This window comes from Achromobacter sp. 46006 (assembly GCF_059761975.1).
This window is the reverse complement of record NZ_JCBANN010000066.1, coordinates 1-19,933: the sequence shown is the minus strand read 5'-3', so window position 1 is coordinate 19,933 and position 19,933 is coordinate 1. Positions and strand designations below refer to the sequence as shown.

At 70.0% G+C, this 19,933-nt stretch carries 21 protein-coding genes and 1 pseudogene; 14 read left to right on the top strand and 8 right to left on the bottom strand.

The window, feature by feature from the left end; translation table 11 throughout:
* Positions 1–6: 6 nt before the first annotated feature.
* The 5 genes and pseudogenes from AC6LKG_RS22655 to AC6LKG_RS22635 form a co-directional block, all read right to left on the bottom strand.
* Positions 7–870: a sulfurtransferase gene (locus AC6LKG_RS22655; protein WP_498168422.1), complete on the bottom strand. Its 864-nt coding sequence runs from the start codon at positions 868–870 to the stop codon at positions 7–9.
* A 13-nt stretch (positions 871–883) separates the two neighbouring features.
* Positions 884–991, bottom strand: a pseudogene (locus AC6LKG_RS22650) (carboxymuconolactone decarboxylase family protein); the annotation flags it as partial.
* 74 nt (positions 992–1,065) lie between these two features.
* The gene (locus AC6LKG_RS22645) at positions 1,066–2,070 is read right to left on the bottom strand and encodes a Bug family tripartite tricarboxylate transporter substrate binding protein (RefSeq protein ID WP_498168420.1); all 1,005 of its coding nucleotides are present in this window, start codon (positions 2,068–2,070) and stop codon (positions 1,066–1,068) included.
* Positions 2,071–2,110: 40 nt separating this feature from the next.
* On the bottom strand, positions 2,111–3,475 hold the full coding sequence (gene purB / locus AC6LKG_RS22640; RefSeq protein WP_498168418.1) for an adenylosuccinate lyase: 1,365 nt from the start codon (positions 3,473–3,475) through the stop codon (positions 2,111–2,113).
* Positions 3,476–3,496: 21 nt separating this feature from the next.
* Positions 3,497–4,942, bottom strand: coding sequence for an FAD-binding oxidoreductase (locus tag AC6LKG_RS22635; RefSeq protein ID WP_498168415.1), 1,446 nt, complete (start codon positions 4,940–4,942; stop codon positions 3,497–3,499).
* A 159-nt stretch (positions 4,943–5,101) separates the two neighbouring features.
* On the opposite strand from AC6LKG_RS22635, the gene AC6LKG_RS22630 reads away from it, so the two are divergent.
* Positions 5,102–5,827, top strand: a complete 726-nt coding sequence (locus AC6LKG_RS22630) for an IclR family transcriptional regulator (RefSeq protein WP_498168413.1) — start codon at positions 5,102–5,104, stop codon at positions 5,825–5,827.
* A gap of 9 nt (positions 5,828–5,836) precedes the next feature.
* On the opposite strand, the gene AC6LKG_RS22625 is transcribed toward AC6LKG_RS22630, so the two are convergent.
* Entirely contained in the window at positions 5,837–7,219 is a 1,383-nt protein-coding gene (locus tag AC6LKG_RS22625; protein WP_498168411.1) for an MmgE/PrpD family protein, read from the bottom strand.
* Between the two features lie 295 nt (positions 7,220–7,514).
* On the opposite strand from AC6LKG_RS22625, the gene AC6LKG_RS22620 reads away from it, so the two are divergent.
* From AC6LKG_RS22620 to AC6LKG_RS22565, 12 genes are all read left to right on the top strand, one after another.
* The gene (locus AC6LKG_RS22620) at positions 7,515–7,997 is read left to right on the top strand and encodes an RNA polymerase sigma factor (RefSeq protein WP_498168408.1); all 483 of its coding nucleotides are present in this window, start codon (positions 7,515–7,517) and stop codon (positions 7,995–7,997) included.
* Positions 7,994–8,665: an anti-sigma factor gene (locus AC6LKG_RS22615; RefSeq protein ID WP_498168406.1), complete on the top strand. Its 672-nt coding sequence runs from the start codon at positions 7,994–7,996 to the stop codon at positions 8,663–8,665. The genes AC6LKG_RS22620 and AC6LKG_RS22615 overlap by 4 nt, the downstream gene beginning before the upstream one ends.
* A gap of 59 nt (positions 8,666–8,724) precedes the next feature.
* Complete coding sequence (locus tag AC6LKG_RS22610; protein WP_498168404.1) at positions 8,725–9,624, top strand: alpha/beta hydrolase; 900 nt, start codon at positions 8,725–8,727, stop codon at positions 9,622–9,624.
* A gap of 2 nt (positions 9,625–9,626) precedes the next feature.
* A complete protein-coding gene (locus AC6LKG_RS22605; RefSeq protein WP_498168401.1) occupies positions 9,627–10,370 on the top strand; it encodes a hypothetical protein in 744 nt (247 codons plus the stop codon).
* A 68-nt stretch (positions 10,371–10,438) separates the two neighbouring features.
* Positions 10,439–11,371: an acyl-CoA desaturase gene (locus AC6LKG_RS22600; protein ID WP_498168398.1), complete on the top strand. Its 933-nt coding sequence runs from the start codon at positions 10,439–10,441 to the stop codon at positions 11,369–11,371.
* A 2-nt stretch (positions 11,372–11,373) separates the two neighbouring features.
* Positions 11,374–12,639, top strand: a complete 1,266-nt coding sequence (locus tag AC6LKG_RS22595) for an NAD(P)/FAD-dependent oxidoreductase (RefSeq protein WP_498168396.1) — start codon at positions 11,374–11,376, stop codon at positions 12,637–12,639.
* Complete coding sequence (locus AC6LKG_RS22590; protein WP_498168393.1) at positions 12,636–13,412, top strand: DUF1365 domain-containing protein; 777 nt, start codon at positions 12,636–12,638, stop codon at positions 13,410–13,412. The genes AC6LKG_RS22595 and AC6LKG_RS22590 overlap by 4 nt, the downstream gene beginning before the upstream one ends.
* A complete protein-coding gene (locus AC6LKG_RS22585; protein ID WP_498168392.1) occupies positions 13,409–14,683 on the top strand; it encodes a class I SAM-dependent methyltransferase in 1,275 nt (424 codons plus the stop codon). The genes AC6LKG_RS22590 and AC6LKG_RS22585 overlap by 4 nt, the downstream gene beginning before the upstream one ends.
* Positions 14,683–15,195, top strand: a complete 513-nt coding sequence (locus AC6LKG_RS22580; RefSeq protein ID WP_498168437.1) for a DUF2878 domain-containing protein — start codon at positions 14,683–14,685, stop codon at positions 15,193–15,195. The genes AC6LKG_RS22585 and AC6LKG_RS22580 overlap by 1 nt, the downstream gene beginning before the upstream one ends.
* Positions 15,192–15,959 (top strand): DUF1295 domain-containing protein, encoded by a 768-nt coding sequence (locus AC6LKG_RS22575; RefSeq protein WP_498168389.1) that lies wholly within the window; start codon positions 15,192–15,194, stop codon positions 15,957–15,959. The genes AC6LKG_RS22580 and AC6LKG_RS22575 overlap by 4 nt, the downstream gene beginning before the upstream one ends.
* 11 nt (positions 15,960–15,970) lie before the next feature.
* Positions 15,971–17,053 carry an SAM-dependent methyltransferase gene (locus tag AC6LKG_RS22570; RefSeq protein WP_498168387.1) on the top strand — a complete coding sequence of 361 codons (1,083 nt, stop codon included), beginning with the start codon at positions 15,971–15,973 and terminating at the stop codon, positions 17,051–17,053.
* Between the two features lie 11 nt (positions 17,054–17,064).
* The gene (locus AC6LKG_RS22565; RefSeq protein WP_498168385.1) at positions 17,065–17,583 is read left to right on the top strand and encodes a lipocalin family protein; all 519 of its coding nucleotides are present in this window, start codon (positions 17,065–17,067) and stop codon (positions 17,581–17,583) included.
* A 22-nt stretch (positions 17,584–17,605) separates the two neighbouring features.
* On the opposite strand, the gene AC6LKG_RS22560 is transcribed toward AC6LKG_RS22565, so the two are convergent.
* Both AC6LKG_RS22560 and AC6LKG_RS22555 read right to left on the bottom strand, forming a co-directional pair.
* Entirely contained in the window at positions 17,606–17,779 is a 174-nt protein-coding gene (locus AC6LKG_RS22560; RefSeq protein ID WP_498168383.1) for a hypothetical protein, read from the bottom strand.
* A 21-nt stretch (positions 17,780–17,800) separates the two neighbouring features.
* The gene (locus tag AC6LKG_RS22555) at positions 17,801–18,727 is read right to left on the bottom strand and encodes a DMT family transporter (RefSeq protein WP_498168380.1); all 927 of its coding nucleotides are present in this window, start codon (positions 18,725–18,727) and stop codon (positions 17,801–17,803) included.
* A gap of 492 nt (positions 18,728–19,219) precedes the next feature.
* Here AC6LKG_RS22555 and dsbG point away from each other — a divergent pair.
* On the top strand, positions 19,220–19,933 hold a 714-nt coding region (dsbG, locus tag AC6LKG_RS22550; protein ID WP_498168379.1), incomplete at its 3' end, for a thiol:disulfide interchange protein DsbG.

The following is a 19,933-nucleotide window of genomic DNA, read 5'->3' as shown; positions in this document are numbered from 1 at the left end:
GGCGGATCAGGGGGTTGCACCGCGGGCGACCGGCGCGCCGGGCTGGGCGCTCCATTCGCTCCACGAGCCGGGGTAGAGGGCGGCGCCAGGCAGGCCGGCGATTTCCAGGGCCAGGAGATTGTGGCACGCGGTGACGCCGGACCCGCACTGGCATACCACCGCGTCCGGCGCGCGGCCGTCCAGGTGCGTCAGGAAGGCGGCGCGCAGCGCGGCGGGCGGCAGGAAGCGGCCGTCCGCGTCCAGGTTGTCGCGGAAGAAGCGATTGCGCGCGCCGGGGATGTGGCCGCCGACCGCATCCAGGGTTTCGTTTTCGCCGCGATAGCGGTCGGGCGCACGCGCGTCCAGCACCAGGCGCGCGCCGCTGGCCAGCGCCTGGCGCAGTTGCGGGTAGTCCAGCGTGGGACGGGCGCCGGCGCGGGCCGTCAGGGAGCCCGGCGGACGCGGGGCCGGCGTGTCTGTCGTCATGGGCCGGCCGGCCGCCTTCCAGGCGCTTTCGCCGCCGTCCAGCACCGCCACGGCCGCGTGGCCGATCCAGCGCAGCAGCCACCACAGGCGCGCCGCGTACATGCCGCCGGCATTGTCGTAGGCGATCACCTGGGTAGCCGCGTTCATGCCCAGCGCCGCCAGTGCCCGCGCCAGCGCGTCGGGGTCGGGCAGGGGATGGCGGCCGTTGCGGCCGGTCCTGGGGCCGCTGAGGATGTCTTCCAGATGAACGTAGAAGGCGCCCGGCAGGTGGCCGGCGTCGTAATGGCGACGGCCGGCCCGCGGGTCCGTCAGCTCGAAGCCGCAGTCCAGCACCAGGATGTCCGGGCGCGCCGGGTCTTGCAGGGCGCGGGCCAGCGTGTCCGCGTCGATCAGCGTGGTGTACATGCCTGTCTCCCGCTCAATCCCGGCCGGCCGCCTGCGCGGCCATCGCGCGCAGCGAATAGACGTAGGCCGCGCCGGCGTTCAGGGCAATGGCGCTGCTCAGCGCCTCGCTCAGTTCCTGTTCGGCCTTGCGGTTGTTGGCGAGGGTGTGGGTCCAATTCTGCAACATGAAAGATCTCCTGAAATCGGCTGGCGGGGTTATTGGCCGATCTGCTTGAGCAGGGCCGGGGTGGCGGCCTTGCGGTAGTTGGCGATGTCGTCGACGATGTACTGCCGGAACTTGGCCATCGGCAGGTCATGTTCCTGGGCCGCATCCTTGCGGATGATGCCCTGCACCGCAGGGTCCGCCAGCGCGCGCGACAGATGCTCGGACAGCACCTTGACCACCGCCGGCGGCGTGCCGACCGGCGCCGCCAGGCCATACCATTGCGTCATGGTCATGTCGATGCCGAGTTCCTTGAAGGTCGGCACATCCGGCAGGACCGGGCTGCGCTGGCGGCCGGTCAGGGCCAGTACCCGCAACTGGCCCTGCTGCACCTGCGGCACCAGCGGCGAGGCGGTGGCGAAGAACATGTCGATCTGCCCGCCCAGCATGTCGGTGATGGCCGGGCCCGAGCCCTTGTAGGGCACGTGCAGCAGCTTCAGGTGGCCCAGCTCCTTGATGGTTTCCATGCCGATGTGGGCGGCGCCGCCGGTGCCGGTGGAGGCAAAGGTCAGTTCCTTCTGCTTGGCCGTGTCGAGCACTTCGCGCGCCGTCTTGAAGCGCGATTGCGCGGCCACGAACAGGCCATGCGGCGCTTCCAGGATCAGGCCGATCGGGGCGAAGTCGTCGGGTACCTTGTAGGGCAGGCTCTGCGGCTTGAGCGCCGGCGACACCGCCAGGTTGCCGCTCATGGCCAGCAGGATGGTGTAGCCATCCGGCGCGGCCTTGGCGACCAGGCCGGCGGCGATGTTGCCGCCCGCCCCGGGCCGGTTCTCGACGATCACGGTCTGGCCCAGGGTCTTGCCCATGGCCGTGGCGATCAGGCGGCCGTAGAGATCGCCGCCGCCGCCCGGCGGAAAGCCCACCACCAGGGTGATGGGGCGTTCGGGAAACGCCGCCTGCGCCTGGCCGCCGGCCAGTGCGGCCAGCCCCAGCGCCGCCGCGATGGCGGCGCGCCGTCCCAGCCGGCGCATGACCCGGCTTGCGAAGGAATTGCCCATAGTGTTTGTCTCCTGTGTGTTTTTTTATCAGGGGGAACCGTCAGGCCTGCAGCCAGCCGGCCTGGTGTCGCTGCACCACCCGGTCCACCGAGGCGGCGCACTGCCCCAGGTAACCCGCCGGATCGGTCAGGCGCAGGATCTCGTCTTCGCCCAGCAGGTTGGCCAGATCCTTGTGCTGGCGCAGCGCCTGGGCGAAATCGAGCTTGTGGGTGATGCCGTGCATCGAGGCCTCGTAGATCCATTCGTGCGCGGTCTGTTTGCCGACGCGCTCTGACAGGTCCAGCATCACGTGTTCGGACAGCAGGTAGCCGCGCATGCGGTCCAGGTTCCGCGCCATGGCGTCGGCGTCCACGCGCAGCCCGGCCAGCAGGTTCTTCGCCTGGAACAGCATGGCGCCGGCGATCAGGCAGCATTCCGGCAGCGCCTTCCATTCGATCTTCCAGGCGATGCCGTCGCGCTCGCCTTCCTGCACCATGCCTTCGAGCATCAGCGCGGCGTTGGCGCGCAGCGGGCGGCACAGGCCGGCCAGGTTCTCGGCCGAGGTGGGGTTGCGCTTGTGCGGCATGGTCGACGAGCCCAGCTTGCCTTCCGAGAAGGCTTCTTCGACCTCGGCGAATTCATTGCGCTGCATGTTGAACAGTTCGTTGCCGATCTTCGACAGCGTGGCGCCGATCATGGCCAGCACCAGCGCATACTCGGTGAAGCGGTCGCGCGCTGGCGCCCAACTGATCGGAGCGGCTTCCAGCCCCAGCTTGGCGAGCGTGCGGCGCTCGACCTCGGCCGCCTGTTCGCCGAGCGAGGCCTGGCTGCCGACCGCGCCGACCACCATGCCCACCAGCACCCGCGCCTCGCATTCCTTCAGGCGATCGTGATGGCGCGCCAGTTCGTCCAGCCAGACCGCGCACTTGTGCCCGAAGGTGATGGGCAGCGCCTGTACGCCATGGGTGCGGCCGGCCATGGGCGTGTCGCGGTGGTCGTGCGCCAGGCGCGCCAGCTCGCGTCCCACGGCGGCCAGATCGCGCTGGAAGACGGCGTGGGCCTGCTTCAGTTGCAGCGCCACGCCGGTGTCGACCACGTCCTGGGTCGTGGCGCCGTAATGCAGCCATTCGCCATGCTCGGGGCCGCAGCGGGCCTGCAATTGCTTGAGGGCAGGCACCAGGGAATGCTTGATGCGGCGGATCTCGCCCGACATCGCCGCGATGTCGAGATTGGCGACCGCGGCCTGGGCGCGGATCTGCGCCGCGGCGGCGGCCGGGATGATGCCCAGTTCGGCCTGCGCCTCGGCCAGCGCGGCCTCGAACTCCAGCCATTGCTGCACCCGGTTCTCTTCCGAGAAGATGGCGCGCAGTTCATCGGTGCTCCACAGGTGCTGGAGCGATTGCATGTCGAAAACGGAAACGGGCATGGTGCGGGGTCCTGGAGGGGATTAGGAAGGCTGGTGGCCGGGGCGCGGCAGCAGCCGGCCCGGATTGAAGACGCCGCGCGGGTCGAGCGCGTGCTTGATGCGTTGCATGACCTCGATCGAGACGGCCGGCTTGTATTGCAGGAAGGCGTGCTGCTTGAGCCGGCCGATGCCATGCTCGGCCGAGATCGAGCCGCCCAGTTGCGCGGCAGTCTCGTGCACGATGTCGTGCACGGCGTCCTCCTGCGCCCGGAACGCGGCGGCATCCAGCGCCAGCGGTTTGCTCTGGTTGTAGTGCAGATTGCCGTCGCCGACGTGGCCGAAGCAGACGATGCGGATGCCCGGCATCAGCGCTTGCAGGCGCGCGCCGGCGCTGGCGATGAACTCGGGAATGCGCGAGACCGCCACCGAGATGTCGTGTTTGATGGAAGGGCCGTCCAGGCGCTGCGCTTCCGGCACGTGCTCGCGCAGCGCCCACAGTGCGCGGGCCTGGCGGCCGGATGCGGCAATGACCGCATCGGTGACGTCGCCCTGTTCCAGCGCGGCTTCGAGCACGCTTTCCACCGCGGCGGCGGGATCCAGCAGCGCCGATGCCTCGGACACGTCGAACAGCACCGCCCAGGGCGAGGGCCGCGCCAGCGGATCGCGCATGCCGTCCAGCGGATGCGCCAGCACCTGATCCAGGGTCTGGCGCCCGATCAGCTCGAAAGCGGTCACGCGTTCGCCCACCGCGTCGGTCAGGCGCGCCAGCAGGTCCACCGCCGCCCGCGGCGTCGGCACCGCGGCCCAGACCGTGACCACTTTGCGCGGCACCGCGTAGAGCTTGAAGGCGGCGGCGGTCACTACGCCCAGCGTGCCTTCGCCGCCGATGAACAGTTGCTTGAGGTCGTAGCCGGTGTTGTCCTTGCGCAGCGTGCCCAGCAGCGGCAGCACGCCGCCGTCGGCCATGACCACTTCCAGCCCCAGCGTCAGGTCGCGGGTGTTGCCATAGCGCAGCACCTGCTCGCCGCCGGCATTGGTGGAGACCACGCCGCCGATGGTGGCGCTGCCTTCCGAGGCCAGCGACAGGGCGAACAGGCGGCCGGCTTGGGCCGCGGCCTGCTGGGCGGCGAGCACGGTGCAGCCGGCTTCCAGCGTGATGCTGTTGTCCAGCGCGTCGACCCGGCGCACGGCGGTCATGCGGTCCAGGCTCAGCACCACCTCGCGGCCCGAGGCGTCGGGCGTCGACCCGCCCACCAAGCCGGTATTGCCGCCCTGCGGCACCACCGCCACGCCCTGTCCGGCGCACAGCGCCACCACCCGCGATACCTCGGCCGTGCTGGCGGGGCGCACCACCGCGCGTGCCGCGCCGGGGAAATTGCCGCGCCATTCGGCCGTGTAGCGGGCGGTGTCGGCCGCGCCGGTCAGCACGTAGGAGCGGCCGACAATGGCGCCCAGCGCGGTTGCGATTGCATCGATCTGATTCGGCATAATGCTACGGTGCGCGGCGGCGGGGTGATGCGCCCTGGCCGCGCGACGCTTGTCTCCTGGTTGAAACCGGGACGGCATTGCCTGGGCCGGGTAGCCGTCTTTCGTTTCATTGAATAAAATATGTTTTATTGAACAAAACTATAGGAAGCATCCGAAACCGTGTCAAGCGAGAATTCCCCTAAGCCGCCCGCCGGCGTGCTCGAACGCGGCATCTCCGTACTGGAGTGTTTTGACGAAGACCATCTGCGCTTGTCGCTGCGCGACCTGGCCGAGCGCACTGGCCTGGACAAGGCCACGCTGCTGCGCCTGTTGGGCGTGTTCATCAAGGCGCGCATGATCCACCGCTACGACAGCAGCACCTATGCGCTGGGCCCGGCGCTGCTGCACATGGGCATGCTGTACCGCGACACCTTCGATCTCGGCTCGCGCCTGCAGCCGGCGCTGCGCAGCATCATGGAGCAGACCGGCGAGACGGTTGCCGTCTATGTTCGCAGCGGCGAGGACCGCATCTGCCTGTACCGCGAGAACACCTCGAAAGAGGTGCGCCACCACGTCGAGGTTGGCAAGCGCATCAGCCTGAAGGACGGCGGTTCGTCGGCGCACGTGCTGCGCGCCTTCACCGGCGGCGCCACGCCGCTGGCGCGCGACATCCACGAGAAAGGCTATGCCATGACCCGTTCCGAGCGGGTCGCCGAAATGGCCTCGGTGGCCGTGCCGGTGTTCGATGCCGACGACGCCTTCGTTGGCGCGCTGGTGGTGCTGGGACTGGCCTCGCGCCACAACGAGGCGGCCCAGCGCAAGGCGGTGGATATTGCGCGCCAGGAACTGGCGCAGCAAGGTTTTCGCACCGCGCCGCCGGCGTCCTGGACGCCGCCCGCCGCATGAGGTCGCCGTTCAGGCCGGCGTCGCGGGTCCGAACAGGCCCGGCGCCGGCGCGCAGATGCGCGCGTCCTGGTCCGTCTGCATGAAGCGTTCGCACCAGGCCACGATGGCGGCGGCGGTGGCGTCGTCCATGGCCGGCGCGAAGGCGCGCATGCGGGCCTGCAGCGCGGCCCAGTCGTAGGGGTCTTCCGGGTCGCCGCGGCGCAGTTGGCGCAGCGCGCTGAGTGTGCGCCCGTCTTTCAGCGTCAGGGTCACGCGGCAGGGCCGCAGGCGCGGGAAGTCGCGCTGGAACACGTCGCTGGTGCGCACCGTGATGCGGCGCGCCAGCGCCAGCAGCGCCGGCGCGCCCAGGTCCGGCGACTCCATGTCTTCGATGCCCAGGCGGCCCGTGAGCAGCAGGCGCGCGACGACATAACGCAGCGAAAAGCAGGTCTCCGCCGGTTTGGCCGGCCAGTCGACGCCGGCGATCCTGAGCGCATGCGTGAAGATCTCCACGTCCACGGATTCGATGGCTTCCGGTGCTGGCGCGTGCTGGTCCAGCAGTTCACGGGTGGCGTCCAGCGGCGTGAACAGTTGCGCGCAGCACGGCCAGGCCTTGATCGTGGCGGTATTGAGCCGCTCGCTGGCGTCCAGGCCGCCGTCGAGCGCCTGCAACGGGCCATCGCCGGCCAGCAGCGCGTACAGTCCGCGCGCGCCGCTGGCGAAGCGGCGCGCGCCCGGCAGGCCGGCGCGCGCGGCATAGGCCGCGGCCATGCCGTTGCGCACCGCGAAGGCGGGGTGCAGCGACTTGGCCTCGTGGGCGCCGTCGTCCACCAGTTGCCACAGGCCTGCGGCCTGGGTGGCGCCGATGCCCAGCGCGTGGTGCAGCCGGGCCGGGTCCAGTTGCAAGGCCACGCCCGCCGCCGCCGCCGCGCCGACCGCGCCGGCGGTGGCGGTGGCGTGGAACCCTGCCGCGTGGCGCGTGCCCAGCGCCTCGCCCAACCGCAGCGACACCTCATAGCCGGCGATGATGGCGTCGGCCACTAGCCGCTGGGTCATGCCGCCCGCGGCCGCCAGCGCCAGCACCGGCGTCACCGACACCACGCCCGGGTGCAGCATGGCGGCGCGGTGCGCGTCGTCGATTTCCCGGACATGGGCGATGGCGGCATTGGCGAAGGCGGCGCCATTGGCGTTGGCGCCGGCGCCGCCGAATACCGGCGCCGGGCCGGCGCCCGGGTGGCAGTCGCGCGCGACCTGGCGGTAGGTGGCCGCGGCCGGCGTGGCCGCCGCCGACCAGCCCGCCGTGAACCAATCGAGCAGGGCTTGCGCCAGGCGCGCGCGCGTGGCGGGAGAGATCGGGCGGCGTTGCAGGTCCGCCAGGTGGGTCACAAGGGTCTGTTCAGGGGAAGAGGTCATTTTGTTTCATTGAATGGAATTTATTTTATTCAACGAAACAAACAGGGGCTTGTCAATGGGGCGTACGATTTCCGGCGCCGTCAACCAAGAGGCCCGCGCGTTCCCGGCCCCAGGGGACGCCATGCCGGCCGCATCCGCGGACTTGCCTGTATCATGCGTGCGAATACATCCGTCCCCGAGCGTTGCCTGTGGCGCCGCTCGGGCGTATCGCCAGTGAACCCCGGAAGCCGCCATGCCCGACCCGCTACGTCTGCAGGCTTTGATACAGGATTGCGCCCGCGGCCAGGAGTCCGCGTTGGCTGAACTCTACCGCCAGACCTCGCCGCATCTGTTTGCGCTTGCCGTACGTATATTGAGGCGAAGCGACTGGGCGGAAGAAGTCCTCCAGGACAGCTTCATCAATATCTGGCGCAACGCCGCCCGCTATTCTTCGGAGCAGAGCCAAGTCATGACCTGGATGACGCGCATCGTGCGCAACCGCTGCATCGACCTGCTGCGCAGGCCGGACCTGGAACGCCCCGACGCCGACGGCGAGTTGACGCTGGCCTGGGCCGACGACGCGCCCGGGCCGTTCGAGCGGCTGCAACGCGATCAGGATGGCCAGCGCCTGGCCGACTGCCTGAAACAGCTCGAAGGGCCGCAACGCACCGCCATTGCGCTGTCCTTCTTCGATGACCTCAGCCACAGCGAGATCGCCCGCCGCCTGCAGGCGCCGCTGGGCACGATCAAGAGCTGGGTGCGGCGCGGCATGGACCGGCTCAAGAGGTGCCTGTCATGAACTACAGCGATCCTCAATTGCGCGCGCGGCTGGCCGCCGATTACGTGGCCGGCGCCATGCGCGGCGGCGCGCGCCGCCGTTTCGAAGGCCTGATGGCCGCCGACGCCAACCTGCGCCGCCAGGTGCGCGACTGGGAAGACGACATCTACCCCCTGTTGTGGTCATTGCCGGCGAGGATGCCGCCGCGCCGCGTGTGGCGCGCCATCGAATCGCGCCTGCAGCCTGGAGGCGGCCGCGGCTGGCAGGGCCTGGCCTTCTGGCGCGTCCTCAGCGGCGCGCTGGCGGCGCTGCTGGTGGCCGGGGTGGCGGTCTACCCGATGCAGGTCGACCGCGCCGCGCGCACGCAGCTCATGGCGGTGCTGCAGAGCCCCGAGGCGCAGGCCATGCTGGTGGTGCGCGCCGACGAGCGCGGCGGCCTGCACGTCCATGCCTTGCAGGACCTGGCCTCGCGCGCCGGCGGCAAGGCGCTCGAGTTGTGGGTGATCCCGCCTGGCCAGGCGCCGCAATCGGTCGGCCTGGTGGCGCCCGAAGGCCTGACCGCGCTGCAACGCCGCCAAGGCCTGGAAGGGATCCAGAAGTTGGCGATCACGCTCGAACCGCCGGGAGGATCGCCTTCGGGCAAGCCCACCGGGCCGGTCATCATGAGCGGCGACGTGCTCAAGATCTGAGCCGCATCCAAACCGGGGCGGGCTGCGTATAGAGGGGTGTCCCGTTGTGGAGCCCCTCCATGCCTTCCTGGATAGCCGCCGGCCCGCGTGGCCTGCTTGCGATCGTGGCCCTGGCCGTGCTGGCCATGGGCCTGCTGGCCGCCTGTTCTCCCCTGACGCTGCTCAATGGCGCGGTGCCCGACGATGCCAGCCGCGTCACGCCGGGGCTGGCCTACGGCCCGCTCCCGCGCCAGCGCCTTGACGTCTACCGGCCGCCCGGCGCAGGGCGCGCGCCAGTGGTGGTGTTCTTCTATGGCGGTAGCTGGCGCGACGGCCAGCGGGCCGACTACCGCTTCGTGGGCGACGCGCTGGCGGCGCGCGGCATGGTGGCCGTCATCGCCGACTACCGGCTCTATCCCGAGGCCGGCTACCCGGCCTTCCTGCGAGATGCCGCCATGGCGGTGGCCTGGACCCAGCGCCACATCGACGCCCATGGCGGCGATCCGGCCCGCGTCTTCGTCGCCGGCCACAGTGCCGGCGGCTATATCGCGGCCATGCTGGCGCTGGACGGGCGCTGGCTGGGCGGCGCCGGCTCCAGCCCGGCGACGCTGGCGGGCTGGATCGGGCTGGCCGGCCCCTATGACTTCCTGCCGATCGTGGCGCGCGACGTGCGGCCGGTGTTCGGCTATCCGCACACGCCGCCCGACTCACAACCCATCCATCACGTTAGTGCCCAGGCGCCGCCGGGCCTGCTGTTGACGGGCGCCGCCGACACCACGGTCGACCCGCGCCGCAACAGCGCCAGCCTGGCGCACGCCTTGCGCGAGGCGGGCGCGTGCGCGCGGTTGGTGCAGTACCCCGGGCTTGGCCACAAGCTGCTGGTGGGCGCGCTGTCGCGGCCGTTGCGCTGGCGCGCGCCCGTGCTCGACGACGTCGGCGCGTTCGTGGCGCGTCCCTGTCCATCGCTCCAAGGAGAATGACGATGCGATCGCTGCTTGCACTGGTGTTGCTGGCGCCCCTGGGCGCCGTGGCCGCCAACCAGCATTACCTCGGCTACGCCTATGACAGCCGCGATGGCGCCGAGCGTTATCGCGAAGAGCATTGGGTGGTGCGCGAGGGCGGCCGCCAGTTGCGGTTGGTGCTGTATCGCTGTCCCGGCGGTGCCGCGTTCGCGCGCAAATGGGTGCGCGGCGCGATCGATGACCCGGCGCCTGACTTCGCCCTCTACGACCAGCGCGACGGCTATCGCGAGGGCGTCGACAGCCGCCACGGCGCGCGCTACGTCTATGTGCAGGCGCATGCCGGCGCCCCGATGCAGAGCCAGAAGCTGCGCGCGGTGGACGACGCCGTGGTGGATGCCGGCTTCGACGCCTGGCTGCGCGCCAACTGGCAGCCGCCGGCCGCGCCGTTGCGCTTCCTGCTGCCCAGCCGGCTGGACTGGATGCCGCTGACGGTGCAGGCGCGCGATGCCGCCGGCCAGGGGGAGCGCAGCTTCCGGCTGCGCCTGGATGCCTGGTATGGCTTTGCCGCCCCTGCCTTGCGCGTCACCTACGACAGCGCCAGCCGACGCCTGTTGCGGTTCGAGGGGCCGAGCAACCTGCGCGACGGCAACGGCGGCACGCAGACCGTGCGCATCGAGTTTCCGGCCGATGCCATCCGGCCGCCGCCCTCGGCGCAGGACATGGAAGCCGCGGCCGCCACGCCGCTGGTGTCGCGTTGCGGATAAGGGTTTTCACTGATGCATCCGACCCGGCGTCGCGACCGTATATCCCGACACGTTTCACTCTGGACATCATGATGCGATCCGTTCTCACCGGCTGGACCGCTTCGATACGACGCTGGGTCGATACGCAGGCGCAGGATGCGCCTGGCGGCGATCCGGATCGCATCGACTGGACACGCGCCTTGCCCTTCGCCCTGTTGCACGCCGGCTGCCTGGGCGCGCTCTGGACCGGCGTGTCGCCCGCGGCGCTGACGCTGGCGCTGGCGTTATATGCCGTGCGCATGTTCGCCCTGACCGGCTTCTACCACCGCTATTTCTCGCACCGCACGTTCCGCACCTCGCGCGCCATGCAACTGGTGTGCGCCGTGCTGGGGGCATCGTGCGCCCAGCGGGGACCGCTGTGGTGGGCGGCCCATCATCGCCACCATCATCGCCATGCCGACGATGAGCAGGATCTGCATTCGCCGCGCCGCCATGGGTTCTGGTGGAGCCACATGGGCTGGTTCCTGACACGCCGCGCCTTCGCCACCGATCTGGCGCGCGTGCCGGACCTGCGCGGCTATGCCGAACTGCGCTGGCTCGACCGCTTCGACGCGGCGGTGCCCGTGGCGCTGGCGCTGTGCTGCTATGGACTGGGCGCACTACTGGAACGCATCGCGCCGGGCCTGGGCACAAACGGGCCGCAGATGCTGGTGTGGGGCTTTTTCATTTCGACCGTGGCCTTGTTCCATGCCACCGTCACCATCAACTCGCTGGCGCACCGCTACGGCTCGCGCCGCTACGACACGGCCGACGACAGCCGCAACAACGTCTGGCTCGCGCTGCTGACTTTCGGCGAAGGCTGGCACAACAACCACCACTTCTACCCGGGATCGGCGCGGCAGGGCTTTCGCGCCCGCGAAATCGACATCACCTGGTACGGCTTGCGCCTGTTGGCCGCCGCCGGCCTGATCTGGGATCTCAAGCCGGTGCCGGCCTGGGCGCTGGCCGCCGCCAAGGAGTGAACATGCGCATTGCCATCATCGGTTCGGGCATCGCGGGGCTGGTCTGCGCCTGGAAGCTGGGGCCTGACCACGACGTGACGCTGTACGAGGCAAACGATTACCTGGGCGGGCATACGCACACGCACTCGGTGGAGCAGGACGGCCAGCGCTATGAGGTCGACAGCGGCTTCATCGTTCACAACCCGCTCAATTACCCGCGGTTCACGGCGTTGCTGGAAGAACTGGGCGTGGCCTCGCAGCCCACCACCATGAGTTTTTCGGTGCACAAGCAGGCCGATGGGCTGGCCTATAACGCCACCTCGCTGGACACGCTGTTCTGCCAGCGGCGCAACCTGCTGTCGCCGCGCTTTCTGGGCATGGTGCGGGACCTGATGCGCTTCTACCGGCAGGCGCCCGCCTTGCTGGAAACGTCCGATCCCGGGCCGACGCTGGGCGAATACCTGGCGCGTCATCGCTACGGCGAGGCTTTTCGCACCGATCACCTGATTCCGATGGCGTCGGCGCTGTGGTCGTCGCCAGCGGCGCGCATCCTGGAGTTCCCGGCGCGCTACCTGGTGCAATTCATGGCCAACCACCGGATGCTGCGCATCAGCGGCCGGCCCCAGTGGCGCGTGGTGCGGGGCGGGTCGCGCCGCTACATCGACGCGATGCGCCAGCGCTGGCAAGTGCGCGAGCGGCTCAATTGCGCGGTTCGCCAGGTTCGGCGCGGGGCGGGCGGGGTGCAGGTCGTCACCGACGACGGCGTGGCGCATCATGACGACGTGATCTTCGCCTGCCACAGCGACCAGGCGCTGGCGCTGCTGGCCGACCCGACGCCGCAGGAACGCGCGGTGCTGGGCGCCATCGCCTATCAGGCCAACGAGGTGGTGCTGCACACCGATGCGCGCCTGTTGCCGCGCGAACGCAAAGCCTGGGCCGCCTGGAATGCCTATGTGCCGGCCGACCCGGCGGCGCCCTGTTCGGTCAGTTACTGCATGAACCTGCTGCAGGGCATCGCATCGCCGCGGCCTTTCGTCGTGACGCTCAACCGTAGCGAGACCATCGATCCGGCGCGGGTGCTGGCGCGCATGCGCTATCACCACCCCGTCTACACCCACGAATCAGTGGCCGCGCAGGCGCGCCGCGCCGAGATTTCCGGCCAGCGCCGCAGTTGGTATGCCGGCGCGTACTGGGGCTGGGGCTTTCACGAAGACGGCGTGGCCAGCGCGCTGGATGTGGTGCGCGCCATCCAGGCGCGGCCGCAGGCCTGGGCGCGGGAGGCGGCATGAGCCTGCACAGCGCCGTCTATGAGGGCAGGGTGACGCACCGGCGCCACCATCCGCATGCGCACGGCTTCGGCTACCGCATGGGCCAGCTTTTCCTGGACCTGGACGAGATCGACCAGGTATTCCAGGGCCGCTGGCTGTGGTCGCGGGAACGTCCCAACCTGGCGCAGTGGCGCCGCGCCGACTATCTCGACGCCGACGGCGGGCTGCCGCTGGCGCAGGCGGTGCGGCAACGCCTGCGGGCGCACCTGGGAGACGCGCCAGCCGGGCCCATCCGCCTGCTGGCGCATCCGCGCTACGCCGGCTATGTCTTCAACCCGGTGAGCTTCTATTACTGCTACGAAGCCGACGGCCGCACGCTGGCCGCGATCGTGGCGGAGATCACCAATACCCCGTGGAAGCAGCGCCATTGCGTGGTGCTGCCGACGGCGGTCGCCGAGCGCCGGGGCGACGCGCTGGCCTGGCGCTTCGACAAGCGCTTCCACGTATCGCCCTTCATGCCCATGGACTGCGCCTATGACTGGCGCTTCACCGAGCCCGCCGACGAGCTGCGGGTGCATATGCGCGTCAGCCGCCAGGGCGTGGCCCAGTTCGATGCGCGCCTGGACCTGCGGCGCCGCGCGCTCGACGGCGCGGCGCTGGCGCGCCTGCTGTGGCGCTATCCGCTGATGACACTGCAGGTCATCGGCGCCATCCATTGGCAGGCGCTGCGCCTGTGGCTCAAGCGCAATCCCGTCTACGACCATCCCCGCACGCCCAACGGAGAACCCCGATGAAACCCATGACGCCTTCGGAACACGCCTCGATCGCGGCCACCCGCCGCGCCGGGCCGCTCGACCGCCTGTTGCGCCAGCGCCTGTTCGCCAGTCTGGCGGCGCTGGACCATGGCCAGTTGCTGATCGAGGACAGCCTGGGCAGCATTACGCTGGGCCGCGGCGAACCGAGAGTGCGCTTGACCGTCAGCGACCTGGGGTTCTACCGGCTGGTGGCCGCGCAAGGCAGCGTCGGCGCGGGCGAGGCCTATGGCGACGGCCTGTGGCGCTGCGACGACCTGGTCGGGCTGGTGCGCCTGCTGGTGCGCAACCGCGACACGCTGGACGCGATGGAGTCGGGGCTGGCGCGGCTGGCAGGCTGGGCGCTGCGGCGCTGGCATGCCGGCAATCGCAATACCCGCGCCGGCAGCCGCCGCAACATCGCCGCCCACTACGACCTGGGCAACCCGTTCTTCGCGCTGTTCCTGTCCGACGATCTGATGTATTCATCGGCGCTGTGGGCCGATGGCGACGACACGCTGGAAGCGGCGTCTCACCGCAAGCTGGAAACGATCTGCCGCAAGCTGGAGTTGCGGCCCACGGACCGCGTGGTGGAGATCGGCAGCGGCTGGGGCGGCTTCGCCATCCACGCGGCGCGCCACTACGGCTGCCATGTCACCACCGCCACGCTGTCGCGCGAGCAGCATGACCTGGCGGTCGAGCGGGTGCGAGCCGCCGGCCTGCAGGACCGCGTCAGCGTCGTGCTGCGCGACTATCGCGATCTGCAGGGCCAGTACGACAAGCTGGTGTCGGTCGAGATGATCGAGGCCGTCGGCGCCAACTTTCTGGAGACCTATTTCGCCAAGGTCGCCAGCCTGCTCGATCCGCGCGGGCGGGCGCTGATCCAGGCCATCACCATCGAGGATCACCGCTACCAGCAGGCGCTGGCCTCGGTGGACTTCATCAAGCGCCATATCTTTCCGGGCAGCTTCATCCCCTCCATCGAGGCGATGCTGCGCGCCAAGACCCGCGCCTGCGACCTGGCCCTGGTGCACCTGGAGGACTTCGGCCTGTCGTACGCGCGCACGCTGCAAGCCTGGCGCGAGCGCTTCCTGGCGCGGCTGCCCGAGGTGCGGGCGCAGGGCTTCGATGCGCGCTTCTGCCGCTTGTGGGAGTTCTACCTGGCGTACTGCGAAGGCGGCTTTCGCGAGCGCTCCATTGGGGTCGCGCACCTGCTGCTCACGCATCCGCAGGCGCGCGCCACGGGCGGCCGCTGGCTGCGGGAGGGCGCGTGATGCGCTTCTGGGCCAACCTGATCGGCTACCAGGCCGTGTGGTTCTGCGCCGTGATCGGCGCCGGCCACGGCCTGGCCTGGCCGGGCGTGGCCGCCGCCCTGTTGTTCATCGTGGCGCAACTGGCGGTGTCGGCGACGGCGCGCGCCGACCTGCGGCTGGCCGGCGCCGCGCTGCTGTGCGGCGTGGCACTGGATGGCACGCTGTCGGCGCTGGGCTGGGCGCGCTATGCCGCCGGCGCCTGGCCCGCGCCATTCTGGATCCTGGCATTGTGGGCGGCGTTCGCGCTGACGTTGAACCACTCGCTCGCTTACCTGCGTTCCCGGCCATGGCTGGCCTGCGTGTTCGGCGCGGTCGGCGGGCCGCTGGCCTATTGGGGCGCGGCGCGCGGCTGGCAGCCGGTGCAATTCGAGCCGCCCGCCTGGCGCGCCATCGTCGCGCTGGCGGCGGGGTGGGCGCTGGCACTGCCGGCCCTGACCGCCGGCGCGCGGCGCTGGGTACGGGAGGCATCATGACGCCCTGGCAGCAATGGCTCTGCATCGCGGCCGCCATGATCGTCGCCATGGCGCTGGCCTGGCGCTGGCAGCGCCGCCGCGCCAACGCCGGCATCGTCGACGTGGTGTGGTCGCTCGGCATGGGCGCGGCCGGCTGGCTGATCGCAGCCACCGGAACCGGCAGTGGCGCGGCCCGCCTGGCGCTGGCGCTGATGGCGGGCGTCTGGTCTTTGCGGCTGGCATGGCACTTGTGGCGCCGCGTGCGGGCCGGCGAGGATGGCCGCTATCGCGCCCTGCGCGAGCATTGGCGGGGCCATCAAGGCAAGTTCTTCGGCCTGTTCATGTTCCAGGCCGGCCTGGTGATGCTGTTCTGCCTGCCGTTCCTGGCGGTGGGAGCCAGCCCGGCGCAAGGCGTGCCGGTCGCGCTGGGGCTGCTGATCTGGCTGGCCGCGTTGTCGGGCGAGGTGATCGCCGACCGCCAACTGGACCGGTTTCGCGACGACCCCTCCCACCGTGGCAAAACCTGCCGCCAGGGCTTGTGGCGCTATTCGCGGCATCCCAACTACTTCTTCGAATGGTGCCACTGGTTCGGCTACGTAGCGTTGGCGTGGGGCTCGCCGCTGGCGTGGCTGGCCTGGCTGGGGCCATTGCTGATGTACGTGTTCCTGCGCTGGATCAGCGGCATTCCGTTCACCGAGCAGCAGGCGCTGCGCACGCGCGGCGACGACTACCGCGACTATCAACGCCGCACGTCGGCCTTCTTTCCCTGGTTCCCGAAATCCTGACGAGGCATGCCATGACCACCGCCACTTTGCACGACACTCCGTTGGCCACCGACCGTCCCGCGCCCGGGCTGCTCGGCCTGGCCGAGCGCGGCCTGCTGCCCGATGCGCTGCTGCGCCTGGGCATCCGGCGCCTGTGCGCCCAGCGCCTGGCGCAGGAATATGCCGGCGGCATCGAGGCCTGGACCGAACGCGATCGCCAGCTCATCGCGGCGCTGCGCGCCAGCGCGGTTGCCATCCATACCGACGCGGCCAACACCCAGCATTACGAATTGCCGACCGCGTTCTTCCAGCTTTGCCTGGGCGCCCGCATGAAATACTCGAGCTGTTATTACCCGACCGGCGGCGAGACCCTCGACCAGGCCGAAGCCGCCATGCTGCGCCTGTACGGCGAGCGCGCCGAACTGGCCGACGGCCAGGACATCCTGGAGCTGGGTTGCGGCTGGGGCTCGTTGACGCTGTGGATGGCCGAACAGTTTCCCAACGCGCGCATCACCGCGGTGTCGAACTCGGCCACCCAGCGCCAGCACATCGAGGCGCGCTGCCGCGAGCGCGGCTGGTCGCACGTGCGCGTGGTGACCTGCGACGTCAACGTCCTGTCGTTGCCCGCGGCCGCCTACGACCGCTGCGTCTCCGTGGAGATGTTCGAGCACATGCGCAACTACCAGGACCTGCTGGCGCGCATCGCGCAATGGCTGCGGCCCGGCGGCAAGCTGTTCGTGCACATCTTCGCGCACCGCGAGCGCGCCTATCCGTTCGAAACCGAAGGGGCGGACAACTGGATGGGCCGGCATTTCTTCACCGGCGGCATCATGCCGTCGGCCCATACCCTGCTGCATTTCCAGCATGACCTGCGGCTGCAGGAACGCTGGTTCCTCGACGGTACGCATTACGCCCGCACCGCCAACCACTGGCTTGCCAACCAGGACGCCCGCAGCGGGCAGTCGCGGGCGGTGCTGGCGCAGGCCTACGGCGCGCCCCTGGCCGGCCTGTGGCACCAGCGCTGGCGCATGTTCTGGATGGCGTGCGCCGAACTCTTCGGCTATGAAAACGGCCAGCAATGGGGCGTGGCGCACTACCGCTTCGAGCGGCCTTGAGGAGGGCGACCATGTTGCGAACCCTGTGTATCGGCGTGGCTGCCCTGTTGGCGGGCTGCGCGTCGCCACCGCCGATGCCGCCGGTGGCCAGCGTGGACCTGGACCGATTCATGGGCGACTGGTACGTGATCGCGCACATTCCGAGCTGGCCCGAGCGCAATGCCTATGACGCGGTGGAGAGCTACCGGCTGCTGCCCGACGGCCGCGTGCAGACCGACTTCCGCTACCGTGATGGCAGCTTCGATGCGCCCGTCGACACCATGCACCCGGTGGCCACGGTGCGGCCCGGCACCGGCAACGCGGTGTGGGGCATGCAGTTCATCTGGCCCATCAAGGCCGAATACGTCATCGCGTACCTGGATGCGGGCTACCAGACCACCATCATCGGCCGTTCCAAGCGCGATTACGTCTGGATCATGGCGCGGGTGCCGTGCCTGGACGACGCGGTCTATGCCGATCTGCTGCGCAGGGTGACGGCATTGGGCTACACGGAAAGCCCGCGCAAGGTGCCCCAGCGCTGCGGCCGGTGACGCCGCCCGGGTTGGGGCCGCTTCAGGCCTCGCAGGTCCAGCCGGCCGGCGCCGCGCTCGGGTCGGCCGGCGGCCCGAGTAGCGCCGCCGTCGCGCCACCGGCGAACGCCTGCGGCGCCACGCCGGCGGTGGGCGCCGTCACCGTCCAGCCGTGCGCGGCAAGATGGCCGAGGAAGCGTTGGTGTAGCGTGCGCATGAGAGGGTTCCGTCAGGGCGGTCAGCGGCCGCGCGCCTCGGCCCGGCGTCGGCCGACATGCATGAGCGCCATGCCCGAGATCGCGAGGGCCGCGCCGATGAACAGGTTCGCCGGGGTGGCCTCGCCCAGCCAGAGGCTGGAGAACAGCACGCCGAAAACGGGCACCAGCGTGATGTAGCCCGAGGCCGCGCCGGCGCCCAGCGCCTTCACGCCCTCGAAGTACCAGGCGTAGGCCATCGCGGTTGCGCCGAACGCCAACGCCAGCAGGCTGCCCCAGGCGCTGGCCGGCGCCTGTCCCAGCTTTTCCCAGGCGGGCACGCCTTCCACCATCAGACTGGTCAGCAACAGCATCAACGCCCCGATCACGGTGGTGACCGTGGTGGTGGTCAGGGCGTCCACGCCCTTGAGCACCAGTCGCCCGACCAGGGTGTAGGCCACCCAGCACGCCACGCAGCCGAGCAGCAGCAGTTCACCCAGGCCCACGCCGGCTCCCGCGGCAGCCTGCGGGCCACCGCCGCCGATGGCGATATAGGCGCCGATGGCGGACATGATCATGCCGGCCAGGATGGCGGCATTGAGATGTTCGCGGAACAGGATGGCCGCCAGCAGCAGGGTCGCGCCGGGGTTCAGCGTCACCACGATCGCGGCCTTGCCGGCCGGCACCAGTTGCAGGCTCAGCATGAAGAAACTGGAGTAGCCGAACACGCCGGCCAGCGCGGCGGCGGTCAGGCCGAGCCATTGGTTGCGCGTCAACGACTTCAGGCCGCGCAGCGCCGAGGCGCGGTGCATCCACAGCACCAGCGCCACGCTGGCGAACAGGAACCTAAGGCTGGCCGCGGCCAGCGGCGCCATCGATTGGGCCACGACCTTGCCCCAGGACCATGACGCGCCCCACAGGGCCGCCATGCCGACCAGTCGCAGGTGCGTGGCCATCAATGTGTTTTTCATGTCTCGTTCTAAGTCTGGCGGCAGGCGTCGCGCGCGGCGCGACGGGGCAAGGGGAGTGCGTCGACATGGCGGGGGCCGGTCGATCGCAGGCGGGATTTTAGCTGGCCGCCCACCGGCCGCCTGGTTGTCCGCCAGTCTCTGGCCGCCTGTCGCGCCGCCGCGCCCGCGCTAGCCGGCGCATGGGCAGGCTTCATGCCGCGCGCGCATTCTGTTTCATTTATCATGAACCTTGCGCGCGCAAGCGGCCTTCGCGGGCTGGAAGACGCGCCGCAAGCGCTGCCTGTGGCGGGCGCTGGCCGGCCGACATCGAGCGCCATGTCGCGCCCTGGTTCAAGCGGTACGACACCGTGGTGACCGCTTCCTATGAATACGAGATCTCGCGCTGGCGCCTGCAGCAGGCCGGCTTGCTCGCGTAGCCCTGTACGCGTGGATGACAGCGCTGCCGGTATCATTGGCGCCTTTGGCACTGTTCAGCAAAGCCCGGGAGTACCCATGATTCGTTCACTTGCGCCCCGCCGCATCGTTTTCGCCCTGGCGGCCCTGCTGGCTGCCGCTAGCACCCAGGCCGCCCAGGATCGGCCCGCCGTGCTCAAGGCGCTGGAGGCGCGCGGCCTGCGCGTGGTGCAGGAGTTCAAGATCGACGGCGGCCTGCGCGCCTTCGCTGGCGTGGCCGGCGACCAGCCCGTGGCGATCTATGTCACCCCCGACGGCAACGCCATCGTCGGCGCGCGCCTGGATGCCCAGGGCAAGCCGCTGGACGATGCCAAGCTCGAGTCCCTGGTCAGCAAGCCGATGGGCGACCAGGCCTGGGCAGAACTCGAGAAATCGACGTGGGTGCTTGACGGCAAGAAGGACGCGCCGCGCATCATCTACACCTTCAGCGACGCCAACTGCCCCTATTGCCACAAATTCTGGGAGGCCGCGCGGCCGTGGGTCGATGCCGGCAAGGTACAGTTGCGGCACGTGATGGTGGGCGTCATCCGCCAGGACAGCCCGGCCAAGGCTGCGGCCATCCTGGGCGCCGCCGATCCGTCCGCCGCATTGCTGGAGAACGAACACAAGTTCGACCAGGGTGGCATCACGCCGGCCAAGAGCGTGCCCGAGGTCATCGGCAAGAAGCTGGACGACAACCAGGCGTTGATGGTGTCGCTGGGCTTTCGCGGCACGCCCGGCATCGTCGCGCGCGACGATGCCGGCGCCCTGAAG

Bases quoted from the DNA above. Each gene is read 5' to 3' on its own strand.
- AC6LKG_RS22655 (WP_498168422.1), bottom strand. From the start codon at position 870: ATGTACACCACGCTGATCGACGCGGACACGCTGGCCCGCGCCCTGCAA.
- AC6LKG_RS22645 (WP_498168420.1), bottom strand. From the start codon at position 2,070: ATGGGCAATTCCTTCGCAAGCCGGGTCATGCGCCGGCTGGGACGGCGC.
- purB (WP_498168418.1), bottom strand. From the start codon at position 3,475: ATGCCCGTTTCCGTTTTCGACATGCAATCGCTCCAGCACCTGTGGAGC.
- AC6LKG_RS22635 (WP_498168415.1), bottom strand. From the start codon at position 4,942: ATGCCGAATCAGATCGATGCAATCGCAACCGCGCTGGGCGCCATTGTC.
- AC6LKG_RS22625 (WP_498168411.1), bottom strand. From the start codon at position 7,219: ATGACCTCTTCCCCTGAACAGACCCTTGTGACCCACCTGGCGGACCTG.
- AC6LKG_RS22615 (WP_498168406.1), top strand. From the start codon at position 7,994: ATGAACTACAGCGATCCTCAATTGCGCGCGCGGCTGGCCGCCGATTAC.
- AC6LKG_RS22610 (WP_498168404.1), top strand. From the start codon at position 8,725: ATGCCTTCCTGGATAGCCGCCGGCCCGCGTGGCCTGCTTGCGATCGTG.
- AC6LKG_RS22605 (WP_498168401.1), top strand. From the start codon at position 9,627: ATGCGATCGCTGCTTGCACTGGTGTTGCTGGCGCCCCTGGGCGCCGTG.
- AC6LKG_RS22600 (WP_498168398.1), top strand. From the start codon at position 10,439: ATGATGCGATCCGTTCTCACCGGCTGGACCGCTTCGATACGACGCTGG.
- AC6LKG_RS22595 (WP_498168396.1), top strand. From the start codon at position 11,374: ATGCGCATTGCCATCATCGGTTCGGGCATCGCGGGGCTGGTCTGCGCC.
- AC6LKG_RS22590 (WP_498168393.1), top strand. From the start codon at position 12,636: ATGAGCCTGCACAGCGCCGTCTATGAGGGCAGGGTGACGCACCGGCGC.
- AC6LKG_RS22585 (WP_498168392.1), top strand. From the start codon at position 13,409: ATGAAACCCATGACGCCTTCGGAACACGCCTCGATCGCGGCCACCCGC.
- AC6LKG_RS22580 (WP_498168437.1), top strand. From the start codon at position 14,683: ATGCGCTTCTGGGCCAACCTGATCGGCTACCAGGCCGTGTGGTTCTGC.
- AC6LKG_RS22575 (WP_498168389.1), top strand. From the start codon at position 15,192: ATGACGCCCTGGCAGCAATGGCTCTGCATCGCGGCCGCCATGATCGTC.
- AC6LKG_RS22570 (WP_498168387.1), top strand. From the start codon at position 15,971: ATGACCACCGCCACTTTGCACGACACTCCGTTGGCCACCGACCGTCCC.
- AC6LKG_RS22565 (WP_498168385.1), top strand. From the start codon at position 17,065: ATGTTGCGAACCCTGTGTATCGGCGTGGCTGCCCTGTTGGCGGGCTGC.
- AC6LKG_RS22560 (WP_498168383.1), bottom strand. From the start codon at position 17,779: ATGCGCACGCTACACCAACGCTTCCTCGGCCATCTTGCCGCGCACGGC.
- AC6LKG_RS22555 (WP_498168380.1), bottom strand. From the start codon at position 18,727: ATGAAAAACACATTGATGGCCACGCACCTGCGACTGGTCGGCATGGCG.